The sequence below is a fragment of the Priestia filamentosa genome (assembly GCF_900177535.1).
In the GTDB taxonomy this organism is placed as follows: domain Bacteria; phylum Bacillota; class Bacilli; order Bacillales; family Bacillaceae_H; genus Bacillus_I; species Bacillus_I filamentosa.
This window is the reverse complement of record NZ_FXAJ01000001.1, coordinates 950,386-973,557: the sequence shown is the minus strand read 5'-3', so window position 1 is coordinate 973,557 and position 23,172 is coordinate 950,386. Positions and strand designations below refer to the sequence as shown.

Genomic DNA, 23,172 nt, shown 5'->3' with positions numbered 1-23,172 from the left:
CTTAGAGGCTTCGTTTATTTTTTTGCACTTCATATACTTTTAAGTTTTGATATACCGCTTCTAAATATGGACAGCGCATTCCTTGTTCTTTTGCCTTTTGCAACAAATAACCTTGAAGATGGTCTCCTTCTACAGGAAGTTCTTTTTCCATATCGCGCTGCATGGAAGATTTCATCCCGTAGTCTTGCTTATGCATTGTTTCCATATGCCTTTGCACAATGTTTTCACTCAAAGGAGCCTCAATGGCATCCATCACCATTTTAATTTCTATCATCAACGCCTCTACAAACTGTTCGCCATCCTTTGATTCTAAAACAGCCCCAATTGGTGCTCGAGTTAGCGTTGTGACGCTTGAAAGAGTTGTAATAAACAAATACTTATTCCACATATCCCTCAATACACGATCACTATTTTTATACATGGCTTTTGTTTTCGCAAACGCTTGTTCAAGTTTATCCATCCGTTCACTGCCTACACCTGTTCGTTCTCCAAAGGTAATTTTATGTACTCCACTCGTCTGGATAATATGTCCGTGTTCATTTAGGGTTGTTTCAATAAAGCATAGACCTCCGCTTACTCGCTCGGCTCCGAACTTCATTTCAAGCTGCTCTACGTGCGCAAAACCGTTTAAAAGAGGAACAATTACCGTTTCCTCTCCCACAAATCCTGTTAAATCCTCCATAACTTCTTGCAGATGATAAGCTTTTGTAGACAAAAGCACAACATCAAATATCTCTGGAGTTTCTTTCGTAACAAGAGAAGGTTGAATGTGGATATCGCCATGAATGCTTTTCACAACAAGTCCATCTTCACGCAAACGCTTTGCCCTTTTTTCACGAACTAAAAAAGTAACGTCTTCACCACTCTCAGCAAGTCTAGCTCCGAAATAGCCGCCAACACCGCCAGCTCCTACTACTAAGATTTTCATTTATCATCCCTCCTTCTCTTCTTTATACGACAAAAAACTACAAATTCCTGCTTTTTCATAAAGATACTATTTCCCCATCTTTAATTTTCATATGATAAAATAAACCTACGGAAACAATAAAGGAGACTTTAGCATGAAAAAAGTAGACGTTTTTATTTTATCCGGATTTCTAGGAAGCGGCAAAACAACGCTTCTTCGCCAACTTCTTCAAGAAGAAAAAGAGCACGGAAGAAATGTTGGCGTCATAATGAACGAAGCTGGAGAAACAGCTGTGGATTCGGAAGTTTTACCAAATGAAGTTCCTCTTGCAGAACTTTTAAATGGATGTGTATGTTGTACAATTCAAGGACAGCTTGAAGAGCAGCTTGAAGAAATGATTTCTTCTTATACCCTTGACGCCATTTACATTGAAACAACAGGCATTGCTCATCCTATTGAGGTGCTTGACGGATGTATAACCCCTTCTCTTTCAGAGCGTATTACAGTTCGGTCTATTATTACGGTTGTAAATAGCAAACTTTTACTTGAGCTTGATTCTCTTTCAAACCGTGCGCAAAAGCTCTTTTTGGAACAAATTCGACACGGTGACCTTCTTCTCTTAAATAAAGAAGATTTGCTGACAGAGGATGAAAAAGCAAATACGCTTATGAAAGTCCAAATGTTAAATGAGGGAGCTAAAACGATTTTAACAACACAAGCACGCGTCCCACTTTCATATATTCTTACGCAAACACGCTCACGTACGGCTTCACATGAACCGACACATATGCACCATCATTTGCATATTGAAACTTTCGCTTATCATGAAGACAGCGCGTATAATGGCGCAAAGCTTGAAGATTTTTTAAAAAGCTTGCCGCAGTCTGTTTATCGTGTTAAAGGATACGTGCGACTGCAAGGAAACGATAAATTATATTCGCTTCAGTATGCATATGGCACGCCTCTTTTAATGCCTGTTGAACTACAAGCGAAACCGTCTCTTGTTTTTATTGGCGAAAACTTGCAGCCTCAAATCCTTGAACAAGGTCTGAACAGCGCGATATAAAAAACACGACACCTTTGTCGTGTTTTTTATATTTAGCTATTTTGGAGGTAGCGGAGAATCTCATGAGCGTGAGCTCCTGTTAGTCTTGTAAGTTCCTCCCACATTTCATCTCGTTCTATATCAAGCTCAATAATTCGCTTTGCTAACCCAACGATTTCCTCTTTTTTTGAATGTTCCACTCGCTTCTTCCTTCCACTTCTTTTTTTTTACTTTATCTTGTTTTTAAAAAAATAACTATTAGTATGTTAATTTTCTTAACATAAGTAGTTACATTTATTTTTACAAAATGTTATAATTTCTCACATAGAGAATTTTCCACCTAATTTTTTCAATTTTTCAAAATTATCATCTATCTTAAGTAGAGGTGAAGGTATATGAAAACAGAAGAAGCTTCATACCGTGATAAAAAAGTGATGTCAATTGGGATTGTGAAAGAACTAACAGGTTTGTCCGAACGACAAATTCGCTATTATGAGAAAAGACAGCTTCTTTTTCCTGAGAGAACGTCGACTGGTATTCGAAAATATTCTTTTTCTGATGTAGAGCGATTAATGGATATTGCTGATAAAATTGAGGAAGGAGTTCAAACAAAAGAAATAAGACATGAGCTTGCTCGCCGTGAGGAAAAGAATAAAAACAAAACAAATGAAATCCGCAACAGAATGCTCCAAGGGCAGCTTAATGCCCACTTTCACTCAAGAAACTACTAAAAAAACCCCACCTGTTTTCCTCAGGTGGGGTTCCTCATTAATGAAGCGAACTTTCCTTTTTAAAGCGCGGTTGATGAGAAAGCATAAACTTCGTTTTAGACAATGAAAAAATAATCGAGCCAATCCAAATCAGCATAAAAGTTAAAAGCTGTGAGGAAGAGAAAGGTTCATGAAATACAACCGTTCCTACAAAAAGCATAATAGTTGGCGCAATATACTGTAAAAAACCAACCATTGATAGTGGAATGCGTTGAGCTCCTTTTGCAAAATAAAGAAGAGGAACAGCTGTTACAATTCCACCTCCTGCTAAAAGAATGAACGTTAATAATGAAACGTCCATTAAAATGCCATGTCCGTTTGCAAACAAAAACAGCACATAAAAAAGAGCAACGGGCGTCACAAAAAGTGTCTCAAGTGTTAGACCAACCTTTGGCTCTAACGTTAACTTTTTCTTTACAAGTCCGTAAAATCCAAAGCTCAAAGCAAGGGAAAGGGCAATCCATGGAAAAGTTCCATATTGAAAAGTAAGGATTCCAACCCCAACAGCCGCTAATAACACCGCGATCAATTGCCAAAAATTTAGTTTTTCTTTTAAAAAGATAACGCCAAGTAAGACGCTAACGAGCGGATTTACATAATACCCCAAACTCGCTTCAACAACTAAGTTAGCATTTACAGCCCATATGTAAACAAACCAGTTTATGCTAATCAAAATTGAAGCCCCTGCCAAGGCGATAATCTGCCCTTTTGTCATTAACTTCCACTGTTCTTTTACCTTTTGAAAGCTACGTGAAAACGCTAAAAGGAGAATCATAAAAATAAAAGACCATAAAATGCGATATGCTAAAATTTCCCCTGAAGGCACGCTTTCAAGCAACTTCCAATATAGCGGAAGAATTCCCCACATCATATAAGCCGCGGCGGTATAAGCAACGCCGTGGCTATCAAGTTTTGTTCGTTGTTCTTCCATTATCCTCATCCTTTCTCATTACTATAATTTTATTATTATAGCATGAGATAAGCATTTACTTCGTATTATTTGGCTTAAATACTTTAGCACTTCTTACATATTCAACATCGCTTACCTTTGCTCGTGCATTTGCAGCCCGTGCCGCTGCGAAAAAGTAATCTGATAAACGGTTAAGATAAGATAAGACACTTTTATTAATTTCGTGTTCTTTACTTACTGTAACAACAAAACGCTCCGCTCTTCTTGTAACTGTACGACAAACGTGAAGCGTTGCAGCAAGCTGTGTGCCCCCCGGGAGAATAAATCGTTCAATTGCTGGAGATTCCTCCATATAGCGATCAATGCTTTTTTCAAGCTTCTCGCTCATTTCATCGCTCACTTTAAACGGGTGTCCTTTCTTCGCATATGCAAGGTCGCTGCCACAGTCAAAAAGCTCGTGCTGAATCGTCAGCAGCTCTTCTTTCATATCCTCCAGCTCTTTCGCTTCAATAAGAGAGGCTGCCTGCCCAACAAAACTGTTTAACTCATCAATTGTTCCATATGCTTCAACTCGCATATCGTCTTTATCAACGCGTCCTCCTATTAAACTTGTTTTTCCTTTGTCACCTGTTTTCGTATAAATGTCCATCTCTTATTCCCCTTTCAATCGTTCTTGTATTCCATACCAAATGTAATCAACTGTTGAAGCTGCCTTGATCATATCCTGATAAATATACCCGCAAACATCACGGAAATGACGGTCTAACGGCTCCATTGGCACAATTCCCTTGCCAACTTCTGTCCCAATTAAAACAAAGTGAGCTCCTTTGTCTTTTTCCTCTTTTTTTATCTTCTCTATGATTCTCCTAGCAAGACCTCTTGTTTCCTCAATAGAGAGGGTTTTTATCCTTTCTCTAACCCATAAAGTAAATCCTTCTACTATGTACACTTTCTTCCGAAAATCCACAGAGCGGCTGAGATGCTGAAATGAAAGAGTCTCCGTCTGTTCCATTTCATAATATTCATCTATCCACTGACGCTTTCCGTTAAAAGCCCCTCCGAATACGAAATGCACGCCTCATCCCTCCTTACTCTTTCATATGTCATCTTCCATGTGATAGCTTCTGTATAACCAATATTCAAGTTCCAAAACACATTGTTTTCCTTTAAAAAACGCTCATGTAAAGAGCGAATCACTCCTCCATGTGTTACAATAACTAACTTTGTTTTTCCACTTTTCTTTAACCCGTTTAAACTATAAAAAAGAGCTTGATTGATGCGCTCTTTGAAGTCTGTATACGTTTCACCGCCTGGTATTTCACGTGTAAAGGGCTGATCCACCCATTTTCGGTACTGTACATCATCTCTTAGTTCATGATACGTTTTTCCTTCCCACTCTCCAAAATGTAGCTCACGCCACTCTTTAAAAGAATGATAAGGAGCTTTCGGAAAGAGAGCCTCTGCTGTTTCTTCACAACGTTTCAAATCACTTCCTACAACAAGTACATCCTCTTTTTCATAAGGAGTAATCTTCGTTAACGCTTCCTCTAAAAGCGGTGGATTGCTCCATCCCATATATGCTTTCCTTTTATTATATGCTGTTATGCCATGACGAACAGCTGAAATAACCACATGATGATCCATAAAAAAGTTTCCCCTCCTTCAATCGTTGCCCCGATACTGTCTCCTGTAATCCCTCCAAACTGGCGGTGAAAAAAGATACGAGCACAAAATGTATAGAGCAAAAGAGCTCCACCCAAAACGAAACAAAGTAGCGGAGAAACAAAAGCACAAACTCCGAAGAAAAGCAGTACTTCAATCCAAAATCCTCTTTTTATAGGAGGTGTAATTCCACTTTGAAAATAAAAAGCGAGTCCACTTTCTTTTGCGGACTTTGTATACATAAGTAAAAAAGCGGAAGAAAGTCGAGCACCACTTAGAATCATCACAAGAAGGGGAAATGAAACTTCTGCAACACGAACAAGCTCATAAATAGCCATAAACCGAAAAGAAAGCAAAACAAGAAGGGAAATTACCGCAAAAGCCCCTACATTTGGATCACTTAAAATGGCAAGCTTTTTTTCGCGATTTCGATGAGAAAAGTATGCATCACTAACATCCATCCATCCATCAAGGTGAAGCCCTCCTGTTATGATGATTGGAATAAAAAGGAGAAGAAGTGAAAAGACAAGCGGAGAAAACAGCTCTTCCCCTTTTATAACGCCGCTCAATAAGAAGGCTAAAACGCCACCTAAAACAGGAAGAAAGAGCAGCGTTCCAGCTACTTTCCTCTCTGTCCATTCTACTCTTTTTCCTGCTGGAACGATTGTAAAAAAGCTCAGCCCAATTTTAATAATTTCAATGAGTTTTTTCATAGATGTATCTGTCCTTTTTTCAGCCTAGGAATTCCTCCCACAATCTCTCCTGCGACATCTGCTCTTTTAACAATTTCCACATGTAAACAACCTAGTGCTTCCATATACCTTGTCGTTATTCCTTCTTCATATCCTCCTTGAAAAATCTCATTTGATACAATGATGAGATGACGTACTTTCTTATGCAATGCTTTGACTTCATCCACCATATTAGCCACGATCCATTCCCAGTTTGACGGCCAATTGTAAGAAGGCGGTGTAAACAGTTCATTAGCAAGCCAGTTTGTGGCACAATCCAGGAGCACAACGTCCGTTTCTTTTAAAGAGGGAAAAAGAGCAGACATGCCGTGTTGCTGCTCTAATGTACGCCAAGGCACGCACCCTTCCTTTCTCGCAAGCTTGTGAGCTTTTATTCTTTCTTCCATTTCAGCATCTGTTTTTTTACTTGTTGCAATATATACGGCTTCTTTAGCAAGCAAACGCTCAACAAGAACTTCTGCATATGTAGATTTCCCGCTTCGGACGCCTCCTGTTAGAAAAATGAGCATTGTTTCTTAGCCTTCCCGAGCACGTGTAAAAGGTGCTCATTTTCCTCCCGTGTTCTCACTGCTAATCGAATGTAACGCCCTTCTAACAAGCGGAAATTTTCCGTATGTCTTGCAACAATTCCTTCTTGAGCTAGATATGATAAAAAGGTTCTTCCTTCAAGTTCTTCTGGTACTTTACATAAATAGTAATTCGTATACGATGGCGTAAAAGAAAAGCCAAGATCTTTTAACCTATGAAATATAAATTCTCGCTCGGTTTTCACATATTGAACTGTTTCAGCTACAAACTCATGCTCATTAATAAGCTTCTCCCCAATATATTGAGCCATTCCGTTCACGCTCCATGGCGGCTGCTTTTCTTGCAGTGCTTTGACTGTTTCTTTATTGCTTATAATATAACCTAAACGCACGCCTGGAATATGATACATTTTCGTAAGAGAACGCACAATTATAACAGGATACTCTTTTTGCACATAAGAAACAAAAGAATAACTTTCACCTGTAAAGTCAGCAAAGGCTTCATCAATTACAACTGTTGTTCGACTTTCTTTCGCTTTTTCTAAAACGAGTTCCCATTCTTTTTCAGGATACATCATACCAGTCGGATTGTTAGGGTGACAAACAAATAAAATGTCAACCTTCTCTATTTCGTTTAAAACAGTCTCAATATTCCACTGCCAGCCTCTTTCTTCCTCTAAGGAAAGATGCCGTATTGTACAGCCATATGCAAGACATGCCCGCTCGTATTCTACAAATGTTGGCTGAAGAATGCTTGCCTTTTTGTTTGCAAAAAGAGAAGCAATTAAGAAAAAAGCTTCTGCTGCTCCATTTGTACACAAAATGTTTTCACTAGATGTTTTTTCTCCTAAAGCAATATAACTTGCTAATGTTTCTGCATGCTGCTCTGGATATGAAAACATCGATTGATTTCTTTCTTCTATTCCTTCGTAAAGAGAAGAAGGAATACCAAGTGGGTTAACGTTCACGCTAAAATCATAATAAAGCTCTCGATCTTGAACATTGAGTGCTTTTAAAAAGTTTTTTGGGTTAGCTCCATGTGAGGGCAACAAAAAGGCCACCTCCAATTAAAATAAAAAAAGAATAATAAAGAACCCCTCGGTTCATAATTTGAATGGTCTCTTTAATCATAGACGCCTTCAGTTCTTGATCAGGGTTTCCCATATGTGCTCGATGTGAGACAACTCCTTTATATGTATTCACCCCACCAAGCCTAACACCTAAAAGTCCTGCAACAGCACTTTCTAAAAAACCACTGTTTGGACTCGGATGCTTGCGGGCATCACGTTTAACAATCGATAAGACTTCTTTTAACGTATACTTACTTTTATGAATATAGCCTAATACAAGAGCAAATGCTGTTGTGCGGCTCGGAATTAAGTTTAGTAAATCATCTAACCGGGCACTGCAGTAACCAAATTCCATGTACTGCTTATTTTTGTACCCTACCATGGAGTCACACGTGTTCACTGCTCTATAAAATAAAGCAAGAGGAGCTCCGCCAAACAGAGCAAAGAAAAGAGGAGCGGTTATGCCGTCACTTACGTTTTCAGCCACCGTTTCAACGGTAGCACGCGTTACTTCCCCTTTTGACAACGCGTCTGTATCTCTTCCTACAATCATTCCAACACTAGCACGAGCTCCGTCTATATTTTCTGCGTTAAGCGGCTCATGAACTTCAAGAGCTGCCTTTGCAAGTGATGTTCTGGCAATTGTTGTTGAAATAAGAAGGCCTTCAATTACAATGCCAAATATGTATGATAAATGATAGCAAAAATAAATGAAGATTCCACTCGCTATAACAGTCCAAAAAAATAAAAAAAGCGGTGGGGTGATCCCTTTCAATTTTCGGTGTTTCCCTCTATTAAAAAGGCGATCACACCATGAAATTTGGGCTCCAAAAAAGCGAACAGGGTGTGGCCAATTCTCAGGATCTCCTACAATAAAATCAATGAAAAGAGCGAGAACAATAGCAGCAAGATGTGCAAAAATAATTAATGAAATATCCACTCTCTTTCTCCTTTTCTCTTCAATATGGAAACGCGAAACTTTTCTAAATGTTCTGTCGGTTAAAACCATAAAGAAGGCCAGTCCCCTCTGGAGACCAACCTACTCTTCTTACTTGTAGACTTCTGGATATACGGCTTTAGCCATATCTTCTAATCCATTAACAAGGCGTGGACCAGGACGCGTTACTTCATCAGAATTGAGATCTGTAATGCTGTTTGTTTCTACAGCTTTAACAGCCTCAAAACCAGGACGCTTTTTAATATTTGCTACTGCGTTTTTATCTGCTGCTCCATAGGTTGTTAAAATCACATCGGGATTTAAGGCCACAACATCTTCTTTTGAAAGCTGTACCCATCCTTCTTGATCTTTCGCTACATTTTCAGCTCCGATAAGGGTTAACATTTCGTTCATGAACGTCCCTTCTCCTGTAGTGTAAAGGTCAGAAGAAATTTCAACCCAGACTTTTTTCTTGTCTTTCACTTCTTTTGCCTTATCGGTAATTTCTTTGACACTCTCTTTCATGTCAGCAATCGTTTCTTCTGCCTTCTCAACATGACCTGTTAAAGCGCCAATTGTTTCAATTGATTGGTATGTAGCATCAAATGTTTGAGCATCTTTAACCACAAACACTTTAATTCCTGCATCTTCAAGCTGTTTATAAAGATCTGAACCGCTTGCCATTGTAGAAGCATGTGCTAAAACAAGATCCGGATTTAAAGCAATAATCTTCTCTACGTTTGGCTCCATGCCGCCCACAGATTCCTTCTCTTTTACTTCTTTCGGATATGTATCATTATCCGTCACACCGACAACCTGTTTCCCTGCTCCAATGTTATATAAAATTTCTGTATTACTTGGAATAAGAGAAACGACTTTTTTCGGCTGCTTTTCTAGCTTAACCTTTTCACCGCGCGCATCCTCTATTGAGACTGGATAAACTTTGTCTTGCTGTACAGAAGCGCTATTGTTTTTCGTACTGCTATTGTCATTGCCGCCTGAATTACATGCACTAAGCACGAGTACAACGGCAAATAAAAGCATATAAAGCTTTTTCACTTCTTTTCCTCCTTCTACTTTCTAAAGATTCCGCCTTTCTTCTATATGAATGAACTTCTGCTTATGAAGAATACGACCTCTCCTCTTTTTCACTCACAAAAGAGAAAAGCTCGTTCTGTAAAAACACATTCTCTATTTCAGAAAGTTGGCTAAAGCTAGTATATCCTACATATTTTGAAAAGAAAATAGGTGAGGAAATAAAAACAGGGGAAGGCTTTCTAACAAGCTTTTTCACAATGCTCATAAACCTTGCTATAGTGAACATATCATATGTGACTCTCGTATGATACGTAAGGGGTGAATGGTCTATTACTCAGGCTTTTAATAAGGCCTGAGTCTTTTTATGTTAAAAAAGAAAGAATCTCAGCGAAGGAGACGACAACGGGAGGAAGAAATTCTTCTTTTCTTGCTCTCTCAGCGCAAACTGCTAGCTTATAACCGTCAAGATCATATATTTGGCAGAAAAAATCTTGAATCTCATGTTCTTCTTTTTCACAGAAAAAGGTTACTCCTTCATCGTTCCTTTTGATAGAAATAGTATCAGGACTAATCGCAAATCCTTTTCCAACGGCTTTTACATAGCTTTCTTTACATGCCCAAAGCTCGTAAAAATACTCCTTGTCCTCCTTCATGATTCTTTTATATTCTTCGCTTGTAAAAGCTATTTTTGCAACTTCCTCATTTTTCTCTTTCACTTCTTCAATATCAATCCCTACTTCACAATCATGAAAAGCACAAGCAACCCAATCCCCCGAATGAGAAATATTAAAATAGGAGGCCGGGTTTTCTTTAATATATGGTTTTCCATAAGCATTTTGAGTAAACGTACACATTGGCTGAGATGGATGTTTTTCCTCATAAAGAAACCGAAGAAGAAGTTCACCAAGAGTTGTACGATATTTGTCACTAAGATGATAAAGCTTGGTGACCTTTTCTTTTTTCCCTTGCGATACTCCTTGCAACAAGAAGTTTAGCTCTTTTTGTTGTAAAGGATGTGGTAATTTGCATAAGTACACTTCGACCATATTGATTTCCTTTCATGTGAAAAAGAGGAGAAGATTCTCCTCTTTTTTTACTTTTTAATTTGAGCAAGTTCTGCTCCTTTTTTATGTTTTACTGTAGTATTTTCGCGTGCTCCTACTGTTAAGGAAACTAAAAAAGCGATAAATAAAATAAGAGCTGCTCCTCCTAATGAAGCTTGATAAGGAAGTAAACTTTCTCTTGACGACGATCCAAATTGGAATAAAGCAATAATTCCTGCAAGGACAGCTAATCCGATGGAAGAGCCTAATCGATTTTGCACTTGAAAAAGCGTTGTAGCCCGCCCCATTGAAGAAGAAGAAACATTGGCAAAAGAAGTAAACTGCACAGTTACAACAGCATGTCCAAGTGAAACTCCTATCCCAAATAAGATGATACGAAACACCCATGGATTAGCGATTAATCCTGCAAAACTTAATAAAACAAAAAGAAGTGCAGCAACTAAAAGGCCTGTGGAAATGACGTTTTTGGCTCCCCATTTTTTGTTTGAAAAAGGAACAAGTCTTGATGCAAGCATAAGACCCAATGCTTCTGGAAAAAGGACAAGCCCACTCTCAAGCGCAGAAGCTCCAAGCGCACTTTGATACATGAGAGGAAAAACGTACAGCATCCCAAGCAGTCCGCCAGAAGCTAAAAAAGAAATCAGGCACATTTTCTTAAAATTGTCTTCAGCAAGAAGGCGAAGAAAAAGCATAGGCTGCTCGATTTTTAATTCCAGCAAAACAAAGAATGTTAATAAAACAATGCCAGCAATTCCTGTTATTAAAACCGTAGAGGAAAGACCTTCACTCGGAGCTTCAATAAGGGCATAAAGTAAAAAACATAAACCAGGTGCGCTTAGTAAGAAACCAAAAGCATCGAATTTACCTGCTTTTTGTTCCTTATGCTCCTTCAAGAAAAGGAGTGCAAAGATAATCGTAAAAAGGCCAAAAGGCACGTTAATATAAAAAATCCATCTCCATGAGGCCATGTCAACAAGTAACCCACCGACAACAGGACCAATGGCAGGCGCAACGGCAATTGGAAGCAGCAGCGAGCGAGATGCTCTCGCTCGTTCTTCCTTTGAAAAAATTCGAAAAAGCATTGCCATTCCAACAGGTGTTAAAAGTCCTCCTCCAATCCCTTGGAGAATACGAGAAACATTTAGAGCACCTAAACTATTTGAAAGCCCACAAAGAATGGACGCCCCTGTAAACAAACTCAGCGCAAGAATAAAAATCCGCTTTGTCCCGAACCGATCTCCAAGCCATCCTGAAAGAGGCAAAATAACCGCAAGACTCGTAATATAGCTTATATTCAAAGAACTTGTCGCAGACGGGGAAATGCCGAATTCTCTGCTTATTGTTGATAACGCTACATTCACAATTGTGCCATCCATAGCAGCCATAAACATTGCTGTTACATAAATAATGCTTATGACTGTTTTCGGATGAAGCTCTTTTCTCATTTTAAAACTCCGCTTGCTAAAGATTCTTTTAATGAGAGTGGACGCATATCTGTCCACTCTTCATTAATATAAGCTAAGCACTTTTCTCTCGTGTCTTCTCGGTAAGAAATTTCCCAGCCGAGCGGAACATCTAGAAAAGCAGGCCATAAAGAATACTGTCCTTCTTTATTTAGTAATACAACGTACAGTTCATCATCACGTTCAAATGGATTTGACATGCGTTTTCTCTCCTTCATTTTCAATTCTTTCAAGCGCTTGTGCTAAAAGCTCGCCTATCTCAGCGAGAGGCTTCGGCTGGCACATATCTTTATGACGACAATCGATGTCATATTGCTCGATTTCCCCATCTAAATACGTCTTCCATGCATCTGGTGAAATAGGATCAAACCATTCTGGGATAATCGTTGATCTAAAGAACATAAGATTTCCTTTAAAGGACTGTGGCTTATACTCTCCTAAAATACGAACCGAGTTTCGATACGTTTCCTTCAAGCGTACGATTGTTTCGTCACTAAGGCTTGCTAATGCACTTCCATCTTTTTTCAGGATGTTAATGGCGCTTTCCATTGTGAGTGGTTCGTTTTCTCCAAAGTGATCTGGATCATATCCCCCGAGCGCTAAAAGAGCGATAAGAGCTTCTTCTTCATCAGGTCCTCCTTTTAATGGTAAGAAATGACTCGGATATGCATCAAGCAAAGCGAGAAGACGTACTTCTTCTCCTTCACGTTGAAGTCTTGTGGCCATAGCATGCACAACGTTTCCGCCGAGTGACCAACCAATAAGATGATATGGCCCATGAGGTTGAACGGTGCGGATTTCGTTCACGTAGTCTTCTGCCATTTCATCAAGCGTACGTGGGAATGCATTATCTTCTGAAATTCCTCTCGCCTGCAGTCCATAGATTGGATAATCAACAGATAAAGCTGTCATAAGACCCGCATAGCACCAGCTTAATCCTCCAGCAGGGTGTACGCAGAAAACAGGGTTGCGCTGTCCGCTTTTTCGAAGAGGTAAAAGAACGTTGAGAGAATTCTCTTCTCCACCTTCATCAATCTGTCTTGCAAGCCCAGAAACGGTTGGGGCTTCAAATAAATGTCCAATATTTAATTCCACACCAAGAGCATCTCGAATTTTTGAAATAAGCTCAACAGCTAGAAGTGAATGTCCTCCTAGGTTGAAGAAATTATCATGAATGCCAACACGTTCTAACTGAAGGACGCGCGTAAAGATATCGCAGAGCAGCTCTTCTTTTGGCGTACGTGGATAATCTCCTTCTCCTTTGTAGTTAAAGTCTGGGAGTGGAAGCTTTTTGACATCAAGTTTTCCATTCACTGTAAGCGGAAACTCTTCCATCTCAATGAAAGCTGTTGGAACCATATAATCAGGAAGGTGATTTCTTACGTGAGCGCGAATTTCTTCTTCTTTTCCTTCTCCATGAGAAGTAGGAATATAGTAAGCAATTAGCTTTTGCGTTGAAATTTCATCTCCTCCGACAACAACAGCAGCACTTTCGACAAACTCAGACTGAAGCAATACAGACTGAATCTCGCCAAGCTCAATTCGGAAACCGCGAATTTTCACTTGATGATCCGCTCTCCCTATATAGTCAAGCGTTCCATCGTGACGGTATCTAGCTTTATCTCCTGTTCGATACATACGAGAACCTTCTTTGCCATATGGATTAGCTACAAATCGCTCTGCAGTTAACCCTGGACGATTTAAATAACCTCTTGCAAGTCCCTCTCCACTTACGTACATTTCACCAATAACGCCTGGAGCAACAGGACGCAGGTAATCATCTAAAACATAGATCCCTAAATCTTTTATATTTTCACCAATTAGGCTATTTCCATGATGAGAAAGGCTTTCAAGACCTAATTCTAGGAAACTTACATGCACGGTCGTTTCGGTAATTCCATACATATTAATAAGCGTTGGCCTATTTTCCTCATGACGGCTGTACCACTCTTCTATACGCGAGAGGTCAAGAGCTTCACCGCCAAATATAATAAATCGAAGCTTCAATTCTCCTCTTAGGTTCTCATTCTCTCTTTCTTCCCTCATAAATTGATAGAAAGCAGAAGGCGTTTGATTCAGAACCGTGACACCCTCACGCACAAGCAATTGAAGAAACTCTTTTGGAGATCGACTTACAGTATGCGGTACAATAACAAGCCTTCCTCCTCTAAGAAGCGCTCCCCATATCTCCCATACGGAAAAATCGAAAGCATAGGAATGGAACATTGTCCAAGTGTCATGCTCGTCAAAATGGAACCATTCTTCTGTTGAGTCTAATAGTCTGATTACATTGTGATGTGGAATCACAACTCCCTTTGGTTTTCCAGTTGAACCTGATGTGTAAATAACGTAAGCAGGATGATTTCTTTCCAATGAAGAGAGTCGTTCTTCATCTTTCACATTATAAGAAGAATAAGAGCTTACATCTTCTCTGTCTAAATAAAGCGTGAATCCATCTTCAGCCGAAATCGTGATTGTGCTGTTAGACAATGTGAGAAGACCTGAAGGTTTTGTGTCTTGCAAGATAAACTCTAGTCTGTCACTTGGATATGTTGGATCAAGTGGAACATAAGCAGCACCTGTTTTTAATACGGCTAAAATACTGACAATCATCTCTACAGATCTTGGGAAACTTAAAGCAATAAAGTCTTCAGGACCGACTCCTTTTTCAATAAGAGAGCGTGAAAGTCTATTTGCTCGTTCATTCAGTTCTCTATAAGTTAAATAATCTCCGTCGAACACAAGCGCAATATTGTCACGATAGAGATGTGCTTTCTCTTCAAATAATTGAGCAATTGTAGCCGGACCGTCTTGAGTAGTGATGCTTGGTTGTTTTATTAGCTTTGTTTTTTCTTCCTCTGTTAAGATATCTAAGAAGGAAATGTGCTCATCTTGATGATCTACGGCTTCTTCTAAAAGTTTGCACCATCTTTTCACCATTTTTATGGCACTCTCTTCTGTAAACAGATCTTTGCTATATTCTAAAAAGCCGTGAATTCCTTGCTCACTTCCGTTCTTGTCATACTGCTCGCGCAGCTCAATTGTTAAATCAAACTTTGAAGCTCCTACATTAGGCATTTCCACTTCTGCTTCTGTTCCCTTAAGCGTAAGAGAAGGTTCTGCCGTATTTTGTAGAGCTAGCATAACTTGAAATAGAGGGTGTTTTGATCTTGAACGCGTTGGATTTAATTCTTCTACTAGTCGTTCAAATGGTATATCACTATGCTCGTATGCATCTAAATTCACCTTGCGAACGCGTCCAAGCAATTCGCGGAATGTAGGATTTCCTGACGTGTCTGTTCTAAGAACAAGTGTATTAATGAACAAGCCAACAAGCTCTGTTAAAGCATCATCATTTCTTCCTGCAACAGGTGATCCAATAGCAATATCTTCTCCTCCTCCAAGTCGAGTAAAGAGAGCGGAAAGTCCTGCTTGCAGTACCATAAACAAGCTTGTGCCATTTTCTTTCGCAATTGCACTAAGTTTTTGATGAAGCTTGCTTTCTACTGAAAATGGAATTGTTCCACCTTGATAGCTTGACTGAACTGGTCGCGGGTAATCTGTTGGAAGCTCGAGCTCCTCTGGCAACTGTGCCAACTCTTTTTTCCAAAATGAAAGTTGTTCTTCAATTCGGTCTCCTTCTAGAAAACTCTTTTGCCATAACGTATAGTCCCTATATTGAACAGGTAGCGGTGTAAAGCTAGGCGTTTCTTCCTGACAACGAGCGTTGTATGCAAACGCTAAATCTTTCATCACTGGTGCAAGCGACCATCCATCACAAGAAATGTGGTGGAATAACAGCAACAGTACGTGCTCTTGTTTATTTAGGCTAAAAAGATAAACGTGAAACGGCGGTTCTTCTGAGAGACGGAACGAATAACGAATAGCCTCTTGAAGCCTCTCATCAAGTTCGCGTTCTTCTACTTCTTTTACTGTCAAAGGTAACAAGCGTTCCTCCCTTATTTCTTGATAAGGAACTCCTTCTCTTTCTTTATAAAGAGTGCGAAGTGGGGCATGTCGTTCAACTACGTCTCCAATTGCTGATTTTAGCGACGTAACGTCAAGTTCCCCTTTAATTTTAGAAACGACTGGAATGTTATACGTTGGACTCCATCCTTCTAGATAATGAAGAAACCATAAACGCTGCTGTGCAAAGGAAAGTGGCACTTCCCCACTGTAATTCACTTTCTGAATCGGTGGTCGAGCTGCTTTTCCCTCTTCTAGTAGAACGGCAAGCTCGGCTACTGTACAATGATCAAAAAGCGCGCGTAAACTAATTTCCACACCAAACGTCTTACGAATACGCATTAATAAAACAGAGGCTAATAGAGAGTGACCTCCAAGATGGAAGAAGTCATCGTCAATTCCAACGCTTGTCACCCCTAGTACATCGATAAATAAATCTCTTAGCATCTCCTCCTGAGGGGTACGAGGCGCTCTTCCTTCTAGAACCGAAACATCTGGCTCTGGTAGAGCCTTGCGATCAATTTTCCCATTTGGAGTTTGCGGAAGCTTATCCATCGTCATAAAGATAGCTGGAACCATATATTCTGGTAATTGTTCACTAACGTACTGACGCAGTGCTCGCGTATCAACTTCTTCTCCCTCTAGAGGAACAATATAAGCAACAAGCTGATCTGAGCCAGCATCTGTTTTTCGTACAATAACTGTACTATGAGATACAGTCTCATAAGCTGAAATCACATTTTCAATTTCTCCCAGCTCAATTCGGAAGCCGCGCATTTTGATTTGGTGATCCGCTCTGCTTACATATTCAAGTGAACCGTTTTTACTAAACCGTACAATATCACCAGTGCGATACATTCTTGTTCCAGGTTCAAAAGGATTTGCAATAAAACGTTCGCTTGTTAAAGAAGGTCTATTAAAATATCCGTGAGCAAGTCCTTCTCCTCCAATATAAAGTTCACCAAGCGTACCGTACGGGACAGGCTGTAAGGCGCTGTCTAACACGTACATTGTTGTATTTAAGATCGGTGTCCCAATGTTTGGTGTCTCGTTACCATCTTTAGAGAATGTGACAGAAGACGACCAAATCGTAGTTTCAGTTGGACCATAAAAGTTCGTAACTTCGCAATCTAGTTCTCGGAAATGACCTAAGAGATCTCCTGGTAGTGCCTCTCCTCCGACAAGCACGCGAAGTCCTCGTACGGCTTCTCTACTATAGGAAAGAAGGGCTCTCCACAACGTTGGTGTGGCTTGCATAACCGTCACTGCTTCTTTTTGTAGAAGGGACGCAAGCTGTGCTTGATCTTGTACTTCTTCCTTTTTCGCAATCACACACTGTGCGCCGCTTAAAAAAGGAAGGTAAAGTTCAAGAGCTGAAATATCAAACGAAATAGTTGTTACAGCGAGCAACTTGTCCTCTTTTTTCATCGAAACATCATGCTGCATAGCATGCAAAAAGTTAACTAAACTCTTTCTTGAAATGACAACACCTTTTGGGTTTCCTGTTGAACCAGAGGTATAAATCATATAAGCAGGAGACTCCTCTGAAACGAGAAGGATTTCTTCCCGAGCATCCTCATAAGAGGCGAGTTTATACTGAACATGTTCTTCATCTAGTACAAAACGATCTACTGTTTGATCATCTAAAGAAGGGGCAGACTTCTCATCTGTTAGAACAAGCGAAGGTTTTGCATCCTGAAGCACGTAAGAGATTCGTTCTGCTGGATACTCTGGATCAATTGGAACATAGGCAGCCCCTGCTTTTAATACAGCAAGCATTGAAATAGCCATGTCCACCGATCGATCCATCATAATTCCAATAAAATCTTCACTCTTTACTCCGTGCTCTCTTAGCAAACGAGAAAGTCGATTTACTTTTTCATTTACTTCTTTATATGTAAGCGAAACAGAGCTGTCTGAAAAAGCCGTTCTTCCCTCATATTGTTCTACACTATGTTCAAAGAGTTCTACTAGCGTTTGAGGTGGAAGCTTTACAGTGGTATCGTTATATTCCGCTAACTGCGCTTGCTCTTTTTCAAGCAAAAGAGGTACTTTTCCAACGGTAAGAGATGTTTGGCTTTCCATAAACATTTGAAGGAGTTGTAAGAAACGTTCGCTATGAAGGGCGATATCTTCTTTTGTATAGATAGAAGCATTTCCTTCTACATCAATACGCAGACCATTTTCATCTTCTTGGTCATACACATTAAAAGTAATATCATCAACTGGACCTGTTGCAAGCTTATGCGTAGTAGCTTTATATCCTCCAAAATTTAGCGCATATTGAAAAGGCATAATATTAATTTGTGGACCAAAGATACGTTCATTCCCACCGACCTTTCCTAATTTTCTTCGTAGCTCCTCATGTCTGTAGCGACGGTGTGGACGTATTTTTCGCATCTCGCTTGAAACAGCTTCGATAACGTCTAAGAAATTCATGCTCGAAGTAATCTGAAGACGAAGAGGAAGAAGATTCAAAGCCATCGTTGGAACGTGCAGAGCAGCAGACCCTAACCTGTTCATCATTGGCAAACATAGTACAACGTCTTTTGTCGATGTTAAACGATGGATGTAAACCGCGAGAGCTGCTGTAATCGTTTCGTGCCAGTTTCTGCTTGAGACAGAAGATGATTTTACTTCTCTAACCATGTTGCTCGGCAAATATACGGTATGTTGCACAATATCTGAAGAAGGATTCGAAACCTCTTCCCCTAAACTCACAACATCAGGATTATCTTCAAAATAGTTCATCCAAAAGCTTTCATCATCGCGAAACTTCTTTGATTGGTAATACGCTACATCTTCTTCTAATACGTTGGTGAAAGGAGAAAAGGTTCCTACCTCTTTCTCTCCCTTGAGAAGAGATGTATAAAGGCTTGCTACTCTTTTTGTGAGAAGCGAAAAACCAAATGCATCCATAGCAATATGGTGAATACGCTGATACCAGAAGAAGCGCTTGGACTCTATTTTAAAAACAGCTTGTAAAAAAAGAGGATCTTTCTCTAGTGAAATAGGCTTAGCTAAGTCTTCACGCATCCACTTCTTTGCTTTCTCTTCTGCATTTTCTTCATGACTTAAATCTATGTAATGTACGTTCACAGGCTTTGATTCATCGAAGATTTGAAAAGGTCCGTTTTCATCCTCTGAATAAGAAACGTGCAAGGCATCAGCTTCTGAAACAGCTTCTTTAATTGCCTCTTGAAGCTTTGTGATATCTATATCACCATTAAGATCTATGTATTCACCTGTGTTGTATATTGGATTCTTCGGGTCTAACTGTTGTGCAAACCAAATACCAGATTGCGCGCCGGACAGGGCCCAGCGCGTTTTTTCACTCTTCTTCATCTCATCAGCTCCCTACTCATTCTACTTTTGCAAACGTTTTTTCTTTGCCTTGGGAAAGCAGTTTCGTCCATGTGGCTATCGTTGGTTGCTCTGCAAGCGTCATAAAGGTAATCTCTTCGTTATAATCTCTCCATTCTTCTACAAGACTCATAATCCGAATAGAATCTAATCCTAGATCTGTTAAATCGTCATTGTCATCGATTTCTGATTGTGAAATTTCAAGAAGAGAAGCTACCTTTCCTTTTACGTCTATTCCTTTTTTGCTTTCTAACTGATGAATTAAATTGTTTGTCGATAATGTAAAAGCGCATCGTTCTGAAGCATACTTCAGCGCCATATTGTGGTTCTCTAAAGAAAAGTCTCCAAGTGCATCGCCAACAAAAAAGGCTTGGATATCTTCCATAAATGCTTCCCCTGCCGTTATCAAGCAGCCAATATGTGCATAAACACCGCAAATGATAAGCTGATCGCGTCCCTCTTTTTTCATTCTCTCTAACAAGTCCGTGCGTTTAAAAGCACTATATCTCCACTTCGTTAGCACAACATCCTTTTCTGAAGGTGACAGCTCTTTTAAAATTGACGTTTGCTCTGGATCATCTTTCAATCCTTCTCCCCAAAAGTCTTGTAACAGCGCACGATCACGCGGATCTTGGTTTCCAGGCTGGGCTGTATAAACAACAGGTATTCCGAGGTTATCGCACGTTTTTTTCAATAAAGCAATGTGCTCTACAAGCTCGGGAACTGGCGACTGTTCTCGATCAAAGGAATTTAGGAAATATTCCTGCATATCATGTACAAGTAGGACGGCACGGCTTGCGTCAGGCGTCCAGTTTACTCTGTTTTTTGGAAAATCTTTTTCAGTTGGCATATTGTATGATGTAATAGATGGAAGACCCATCAAAATCACTCCTTTTTTATACTAAAGTTTGTTGGTTAAGCTTTTCTTCAATCATTTGTCGTAAACTCTTTTTATCCACTTTTCCAAGCGGGGTTTGCGGGAATTTTTGAACAAATTCAATTCGGTCTGGAATTTTAAATGCCGCAAGTCCGATCTCTTTTAGAAACTTTTTAAGACTTGCTGCTTTCACTCCCTCGCGATACGGGATAATATAAGCGCATGAACGCTCTCCTAAAAACGGATCTGGCATAGAAACGATCGCCGCATCATAGACATCCTCATGTGCAAGCAGATGGTTTTCTACTTCTTCAGCTGCAATTTTCTCTCCGCCGCGATTAATTTGATCTTTATGACGTCCTTCTACTGTGATGTAACCCTCTTCATCTACTTTGACAAGGTCACCTGTACGGTAAAATCCGTCTTTTGTAAATGCTCGTTCGTTATGAGAACCGCCTTTATAGTAACCTTGAATTGTATAAGGACCACGAGTTAATAGTTCACCAACTTCAGAGATTCCAACGATTTGGTCATTTTCATCCACAATACGAATTTCATCGTACTCTGACATCGGCTTTCCCTGGGTGAAAATAACTCGCTCGTCTGAATCATGAAGACGCGTATAGTTTACAAGACCTTCCGCCATTCCATACACTTGTTGAAGCGTGCATCCAAATGCAGGAGAAATTCGTTTCGCCGCCTCAGCGCTTAGCTTAGCACCGCCAACCTGTATCACTTGTAAACTTGATAAATCTTCATTTCTCGTTTTTCTTGCTTCTAGCCAAATAAGCACAACAGGAGGAACAACACCTGTAATTGTGACGTTTTCCTTTTCAATAAGTGCAAAGGCTTCATCAGGGCTAGGATCTCTCGCAAGAACAACTTTCCCTCCACCATATAGCGTTCCAAGTACACCTGGTGAGCTTAAGGGGTAATTATGCGCAACAGGAAGAACGGTAAGATATACGCTATCTTCATTCATTCCGCAAATTTCATTGCTTTTTACTAAACTATAAATATAGTCATTATGCATTCTCGGAATCAGTTTTGAGCGTCCTGTGCTTCCTCCTGATAGCTGGAGAAAAGCAAAGTCATTTGGTTCAACATCCTCTGTGAAAGAAGCCCCTTTTTCATACATATCGCTAAGTGAGAGGAACTCTTCCGCCTCTCCTACTACAATGACATGTTTTAAAGAAGGAGTCTCTTTTTGGACTTCACGTGCAAGCTTCCGGTAATCATATCCACCGTGCTTATCGTAAATAATGTAAGCAGCAGCTTCTGCAAACTCACAAAAATATTGAATCTCACTATAGCGGTGTGACGGCAAAGCAAAAACAGGAAGAACACCTAACCGGAATAAAGCAAAGCATACTTCAAAGAACTCTGCTTCATTTGGAAGCTGCAAGACGACTTTATCGCCTTTTTTCAATCCAAGCTTTTGAAATCCAGCGGCAAGCTCATCTGCTTTTTGATCTAATTCCCTATAGCTCAACTCTTTTGTATTACTTTTTATAGCGATTTTTTCTCCATATGTTTTAGCGCGGTCTTTCAACATGCTGCCAAACGTTTCGTTTGTCCAACATTCTTTTTCATAAAAATGAAAAAGCTCTTCCGGCCACGTTGGAAATCCTGACGTCATTCTTTTTCCTCCTCATTAATTCCCATTGCTCGCAGCATTGTTTTAAACTTTGCCGCTGTTTCAGCTCGCTCCTCGCTTGGAATGGAACCTTCAACAATTCCAGCACCAGCGAAAAGACGAAGAGATTCTTCTAATACTTCAGCACAACGAATCGTTACAATCCACTCTCCATCTCCATTTTCATCGCACCATCCTACAGTGCCAGTGAAAAAGCTACGGTCAAACGGCTCAATATCCTGAATCTTCTGACGAGCTTGTTCAGTCGGTGTCCCGCATACAGCAGGTGTTGGATGAAGCACATGAGCAAGATCAAGCGAAGAAATGCTGTCATCTGCTACTTCTCCTGTTATCACTGTTGATAAATGCCACATTGTTTCGGTATGAAGCAGTTCTGGTTTTTCTGGTACATGTAGATTTTTACAATATGGCTTAAGTGCCCGAGTAATTTCTTGAACAACAAACGCATGTTCATATAAGTCTTTTTCAGAAGAAAGAAGCTCTTCACTTCTTCGTTTATCTTCAATCGGATCTTTGCTTCGCGGTCTTGAGCCTGCTAGAGGATTTGAAACAATTTGGTTGCCACGTTTGGCAATTAAAAGCTCGGGACTTGCTCCTACAAGCGTTTTGTTATCTACCTCATCACTAACGTTAGCGGCAAATGTATAACCATGCTGATTTTTTGAAGCGAGCTTATATAAAAGCTCTGGTACGTTAATTGCTTTTGAAGCGGATACTAACAAGGAGCGAGCTAGAACAATCTTGTTGATTTCTCCCTCTCGGATACTTTGTAATCCAGCTTTCACTCCTTCTTCGTATTCTTCTCCGCTTGGAAAAGAGCGTACTTCATATTGAATGTCCTCGTTAGAAAAATCGTGTTCTTTCACTTTTTCTGTTTCTTCAATATGAACATGTTCAGGAATGATAAGTTTAGACGATTGAGACGGCAAAAATGGAATGGCTCCAACAGCAATTGGCCTCTCATATCCTTGTTGTTTTGCATTATGTAATAATTCTTTTACTGTGCTTGGTATTTCGTTTCTTTCTGTAAAAGGGACTTCTTTTACTTTTCCTTTTCCAAGTAACGTTTTTGTTGGTGAAGAAAAGAAAAAGTCTCCTTTCTCATACTGTTCAAGCAATGGTTTTGTAGCTTCCTCCATTACGCTTTGCTTCATCTTTTGTTCC

The 23,172-nt window shown here is 39.8% G+C and carries 20 protein-coding genes; 2 read left to right on the top strand and 18 right to left on the bottom strand.

The features are described from left to right. Position 1: 1 nt before the first annotated feature. Positions 2-928, bottom strand: a complete 927-nt coding sequence (locus tag B9N79_RS05115; protein WP_046217716.1) for a ketopantoate reductase family protein — start codon at positions 926-928, stop codon at positions 2-4. Between the two features lie 133 nt (positions 929-1,061). Here B9N79_RS05115 and B9N79_RS05110 point away from each other — a divergent pair, with 133 nt between their 5' ends. Further along, positions 1,062-1,973, top strand: a complete 912-nt coding sequence (locus B9N79_RS05110) for a CobW family GTP-binding protein (protein ID WP_040056511.1) — start codon at positions 1,062-1,064, stop codon at positions 1,971-1,973. 32 nt (positions 1,974-2,005) lie between these two features. Here the strand turns inward: B9N79_RS05110 and B9N79_RS25985 are convergent, their stop codons facing one another. Beyond that, positions 2,006-2,152, bottom strand: a complete 147-nt coding sequence (locus tag B9N79_RS25985) for a hypothetical protein (RefSeq protein WP_019392086.1) — start codon at positions 2,150-2,152, stop codon at positions 2,006-2,008. A 195-nt stretch (positions 2,153-2,347) separates the two neighbouring features. Here B9N79_RS25985 and B9N79_RS05105 point away from each other — a divergent pair, with 195 nt between their 5' ends. Continuing rightward, positions 2,348-2,683 (top strand): MerR family transcriptional regulator, encoded by a 336-nt coding sequence (locus B9N79_RS05105; protein ID WP_019392085.1) that lies wholly within the window; start codon positions 2,348-2,350, stop codon positions 2,681-2,683. 37 nt (positions 2,684-2,720) lie between these two features. On the opposite strand, the gene rarD is transcribed toward B9N79_RS05105, so the two are convergent. From rarD to dhbC, 16 genes are all read right to left on the bottom strand, one after another. Next, a complete protein-coding gene (gene rarD / locus B9N79_RS05100) occupies positions 2,721-3,653 on the bottom strand; it encodes an EamA family transporter RarD (protein WP_040056512.1) in 933 nt (310 codons plus the stop codon). A 55-nt stretch (positions 3,654-3,708) separates the two neighbouring features. Continuing rightward, the gene (locus B9N79_RS05095; protein WP_040056513.1) at positions 3,709-4,281 is read right to left on the bottom strand and encodes a cob(I)yrinic acid a,c-diamide adenosyltransferase; all 573 of its coding nucleotides are present in this window, start codon (positions 4,279-4,281) and stop codon (positions 3,709-3,711) included. Between the two features lie 3 nt (positions 4,282-4,284). Continuing rightward, complete coding sequence (locus tag B9N79_RS05090) at positions 4,285-4,707, bottom strand: bifunctional adenosylcobinamide kinase/adenosylcobinamide-phosphate guanylyltransferase (RefSeq protein ID WP_019392082.1); 423 nt, start codon at positions 4,705-4,707, stop codon at positions 4,285-4,287. Then, a complete protein-coding gene (locus tag B9N79_RS05085) occupies positions 4,659-5,276 on the bottom strand; it encodes a histidine phosphatase family protein (RefSeq protein ID WP_052264204.1) in 618 nt (205 codons plus the stop codon). The genes B9N79_RS05090 and B9N79_RS05085 overlap by 49 nt, the downstream gene beginning before the upstream one ends. Continuing rightward, on the bottom strand, positions 5,234-6,007 hold the full coding sequence (locus B9N79_RS05080) for an adenosylcobinamide-GDP ribazoletransferase (RefSeq protein ID WP_019392080.1): 774 nt from the start codon (positions 6,005-6,007) through the stop codon (positions 5,234-5,236). Before B9N79_RS05080 ends, B9N79_RS05085 begins: the two co-directional genes overlap by 43 nt. After that, positions 6,004-6,555: a bifunctional adenosylcobinamide kinase/adenosylcobinamide-phosphate guanylyltransferase gene (locus B9N79_RS05075; RefSeq protein ID WP_040056514.1), complete on the bottom strand. Its 552-nt coding sequence runs from the start codon at positions 6,553-6,555 to the stop codon at positions 6,004-6,006. Before B9N79_RS05075 ends, B9N79_RS05080 begins: the two co-directional genes overlap by 4 nt. After that, positions 6,540-7,622, bottom strand: coding sequence for a threonine-phosphate decarboxylase CobD (gene cobD / locus B9N79_RS05070; RefSeq protein ID WP_082023533.1), 1,083 nt, complete (start codon positions 7,620-7,622; stop codon positions 6,540-6,542). The genes B9N79_RS05075 and cobD overlap by 16 nt, the downstream gene beginning before the upstream one ends. Continuing rightward, positions 7,603-8,583, bottom strand: coding sequence for an adenosylcobinamide-phosphate synthase CbiB (gene cbiB, locus B9N79_RS05065; RefSeq protein ID WP_040056516.1), 981 nt, complete (start codon positions 8,581-8,583; stop codon positions 7,603-7,605). Before cbiB ends, cobD begins: the two co-directional genes overlap by 20 nt. 108 nt (positions 8,584-8,691) lie before the next feature. Continuing rightward, the gene (locus tag B9N79_RS05060; protein WP_085117872.1) at positions 8,692-9,639 is read right to left on the bottom strand and encodes an ABC transporter substrate-binding protein; all 948 of its coding nucleotides are present in this window, start codon (positions 9,637-9,639) and stop codon (positions 8,692-8,694) included. A gap of 341 nt (positions 9,640-9,980) precedes the next feature. Beyond that, entirely contained in the window at positions 9,981-10,664 is a 684-nt protein-coding gene (locus tag B9N79_RS05055) for a 4'-phosphopantetheinyl transferase family protein (RefSeq protein WP_040056519.1), read from the bottom strand. A gap of 47 nt (positions 10,665-10,711) precedes the next feature. After that, complete coding sequence (locus B9N79_RS05050) at positions 10,712-12,127, bottom strand: MDR family MFS transporter (RefSeq protein ID WP_040056520.1); 1,416 nt, start codon at positions 12,125-12,127, stop codon at positions 10,712-10,714. After that, positions 12,124-12,345: an MbtH family protein gene (locus tag B9N79_RS05045; RefSeq protein ID WP_040056521.1), complete on the bottom strand. Its 222-nt coding sequence runs from the start codon at positions 12,343-12,345 to the stop codon at positions 12,124-12,126. Before B9N79_RS05045 ends, B9N79_RS05050 begins: the two co-directional genes overlap by 4 nt. Further along, entirely contained in the window at positions 12,329-19,456 is a 7,128-nt protein-coding gene (locus tag B9N79_RS05040) for an amino acid adenylation domain-containing protein (protein ID WP_040056522.1), read from the bottom strand. Before B9N79_RS05040 ends, B9N79_RS05045 begins: the two co-directional genes overlap by 17 nt. 16 nt (positions 19,457-19,472) lie before the next feature. Beyond that, entirely contained in the window at positions 19,473-20,354 is an 882-nt protein-coding gene (locus B9N79_RS05035; RefSeq protein ID WP_046217722.1) for an isochorismatase, read from the bottom strand. A 16-nt stretch (positions 20,355-20,370) separates the two neighbouring features. After that, entirely contained in the window at positions 20,371-21,990 is a 1,620-nt protein-coding gene (locus B9N79_RS05030) for a (2,3-dihydroxybenzoyl)adenylate synthase (RefSeq protein ID WP_046217723.1), read from the bottom strand. Further along, positions 21,987-23,162 carry an isochorismate synthase DhbC gene (dhbC, locus tag B9N79_RS05025; RefSeq protein WP_040056525.1) on the bottom strand — a complete coding sequence of 392 codons (1,176 nt, stop codon included), beginning with the start codon at positions 23,160-23,162 and terminating at the stop codon, positions 21,987-21,989. Before dhbC ends, B9N79_RS05030 begins: the two co-directional genes overlap by 4 nt. Between the last annotated feature and the right edge of the window lie 10 nt (positions 23,163-23,172).

What these genes read in the sequence shown, in the direction of transcription:
- B9N79_RS05115 (WP_046217716.1), bottom strand. Translation starts at nt 928, where the DNA reads ATGAAAATCTTAGTAGTAGGAGCTGGCGGTGTTGGCGGCTATTTCGGA.
- B9N79_RS05110 (WP_040056511.1), top strand. Translation starts at nt 1,062, where the DNA reads ATGAAAAAAGTAGACGTTTTTATTTTATCCGGATTTCTAGGAAGCGGC.
- B9N79_RS05105 (WP_019392085.1), top strand. Translation starts at nt 2,348, where the DNA reads ATGAAAACAGAAGAAGCTTCATACCGTGATAAAAAAGTGATGTCAATT.
- rarD (WP_040056512.1), bottom strand. Translation starts at nt 3,653, where the DNA reads ATGGAAGAACAACGAACAAAACTTGATAGCCACGGCGTTGCTTATACC.
- B9N79_RS05095 (WP_040056513.1), bottom strand. Translation starts at nt 4,281, where the DNA reads ATGGACATTTATACGAAAACAGGTGACAAAGGAAAAACAAGTTTAATA.
- B9N79_RS05085 (WP_052264204.1), bottom strand. Translation starts at nt 5,276, where the DNA reads ATGGATCATCATGTGGTTATTTCAGCTGTTCGTCATGGCATAACAGCA.
- B9N79_RS05080 (WP_019392080.1), bottom strand. Translation starts at nt 6,007, where the DNA reads ATGAAAAAACTCATTGAAATTATTAAAATTGGGCTGAGCTTTTTTACA.
- B9N79_RS05075 (WP_040056514.1), bottom strand. Translation starts at nt 6,555, where the DNA reads ATGCTCATTTTTCTAACAGGAGGCGTCCGAAGCGGGAAATCTACATAT.
- B9N79_RS05055 (WP_040056519.1), bottom strand. Translation starts at nt 10,664, where the DNA reads ATGGTCGAAGTGTACTTATGCAAATTACCACATCCTTTACAACAAAAA.
- B9N79_RS05050 (WP_040056520.1), bottom strand. Translation starts at nt 12,127, where the DNA reads ATGAGAAAAGAGCTTCATCCGAAAACAGTCATAAGCATTATTTATGTA.
- B9N79_RS05045 (WP_040056521.1), bottom strand. Translation starts at nt 12,345, where the DNA reads ATGTCAAATCCATTTGAACGTGATGATGAACTGTACGTTGTATTACTA.
- B9N79_RS05040 (WP_040056522.1), bottom strand. Translation starts at nt 19,456, where the DNA reads ATGAAGAAGAGTGAAAAAACGCGCTGGGCCCTGTCCGGCGCGCAATCT.
- B9N79_RS05035 (WP_046217722.1), bottom strand. Translation starts at nt 20,354, where the DNA reads ATGGGTCTTCCATCTATTACATCATACAATATGCCAACTGAAAAAGAT.
- B9N79_RS05030 (WP_046217723.1), bottom strand. Translation starts at nt 21,990, where the DNA reads ATGACGTCAGGATTTCCAACGTGGCCGGAAGAGCTTTTTCATTTTTAT.
- dhbC (WP_040056525.1), bottom strand. Translation starts at nt 23,162, where the DNA reads ATGAAGCAAAGCGTAATGGAGGAAGCTACAAAACCATTGCTTGAACAG.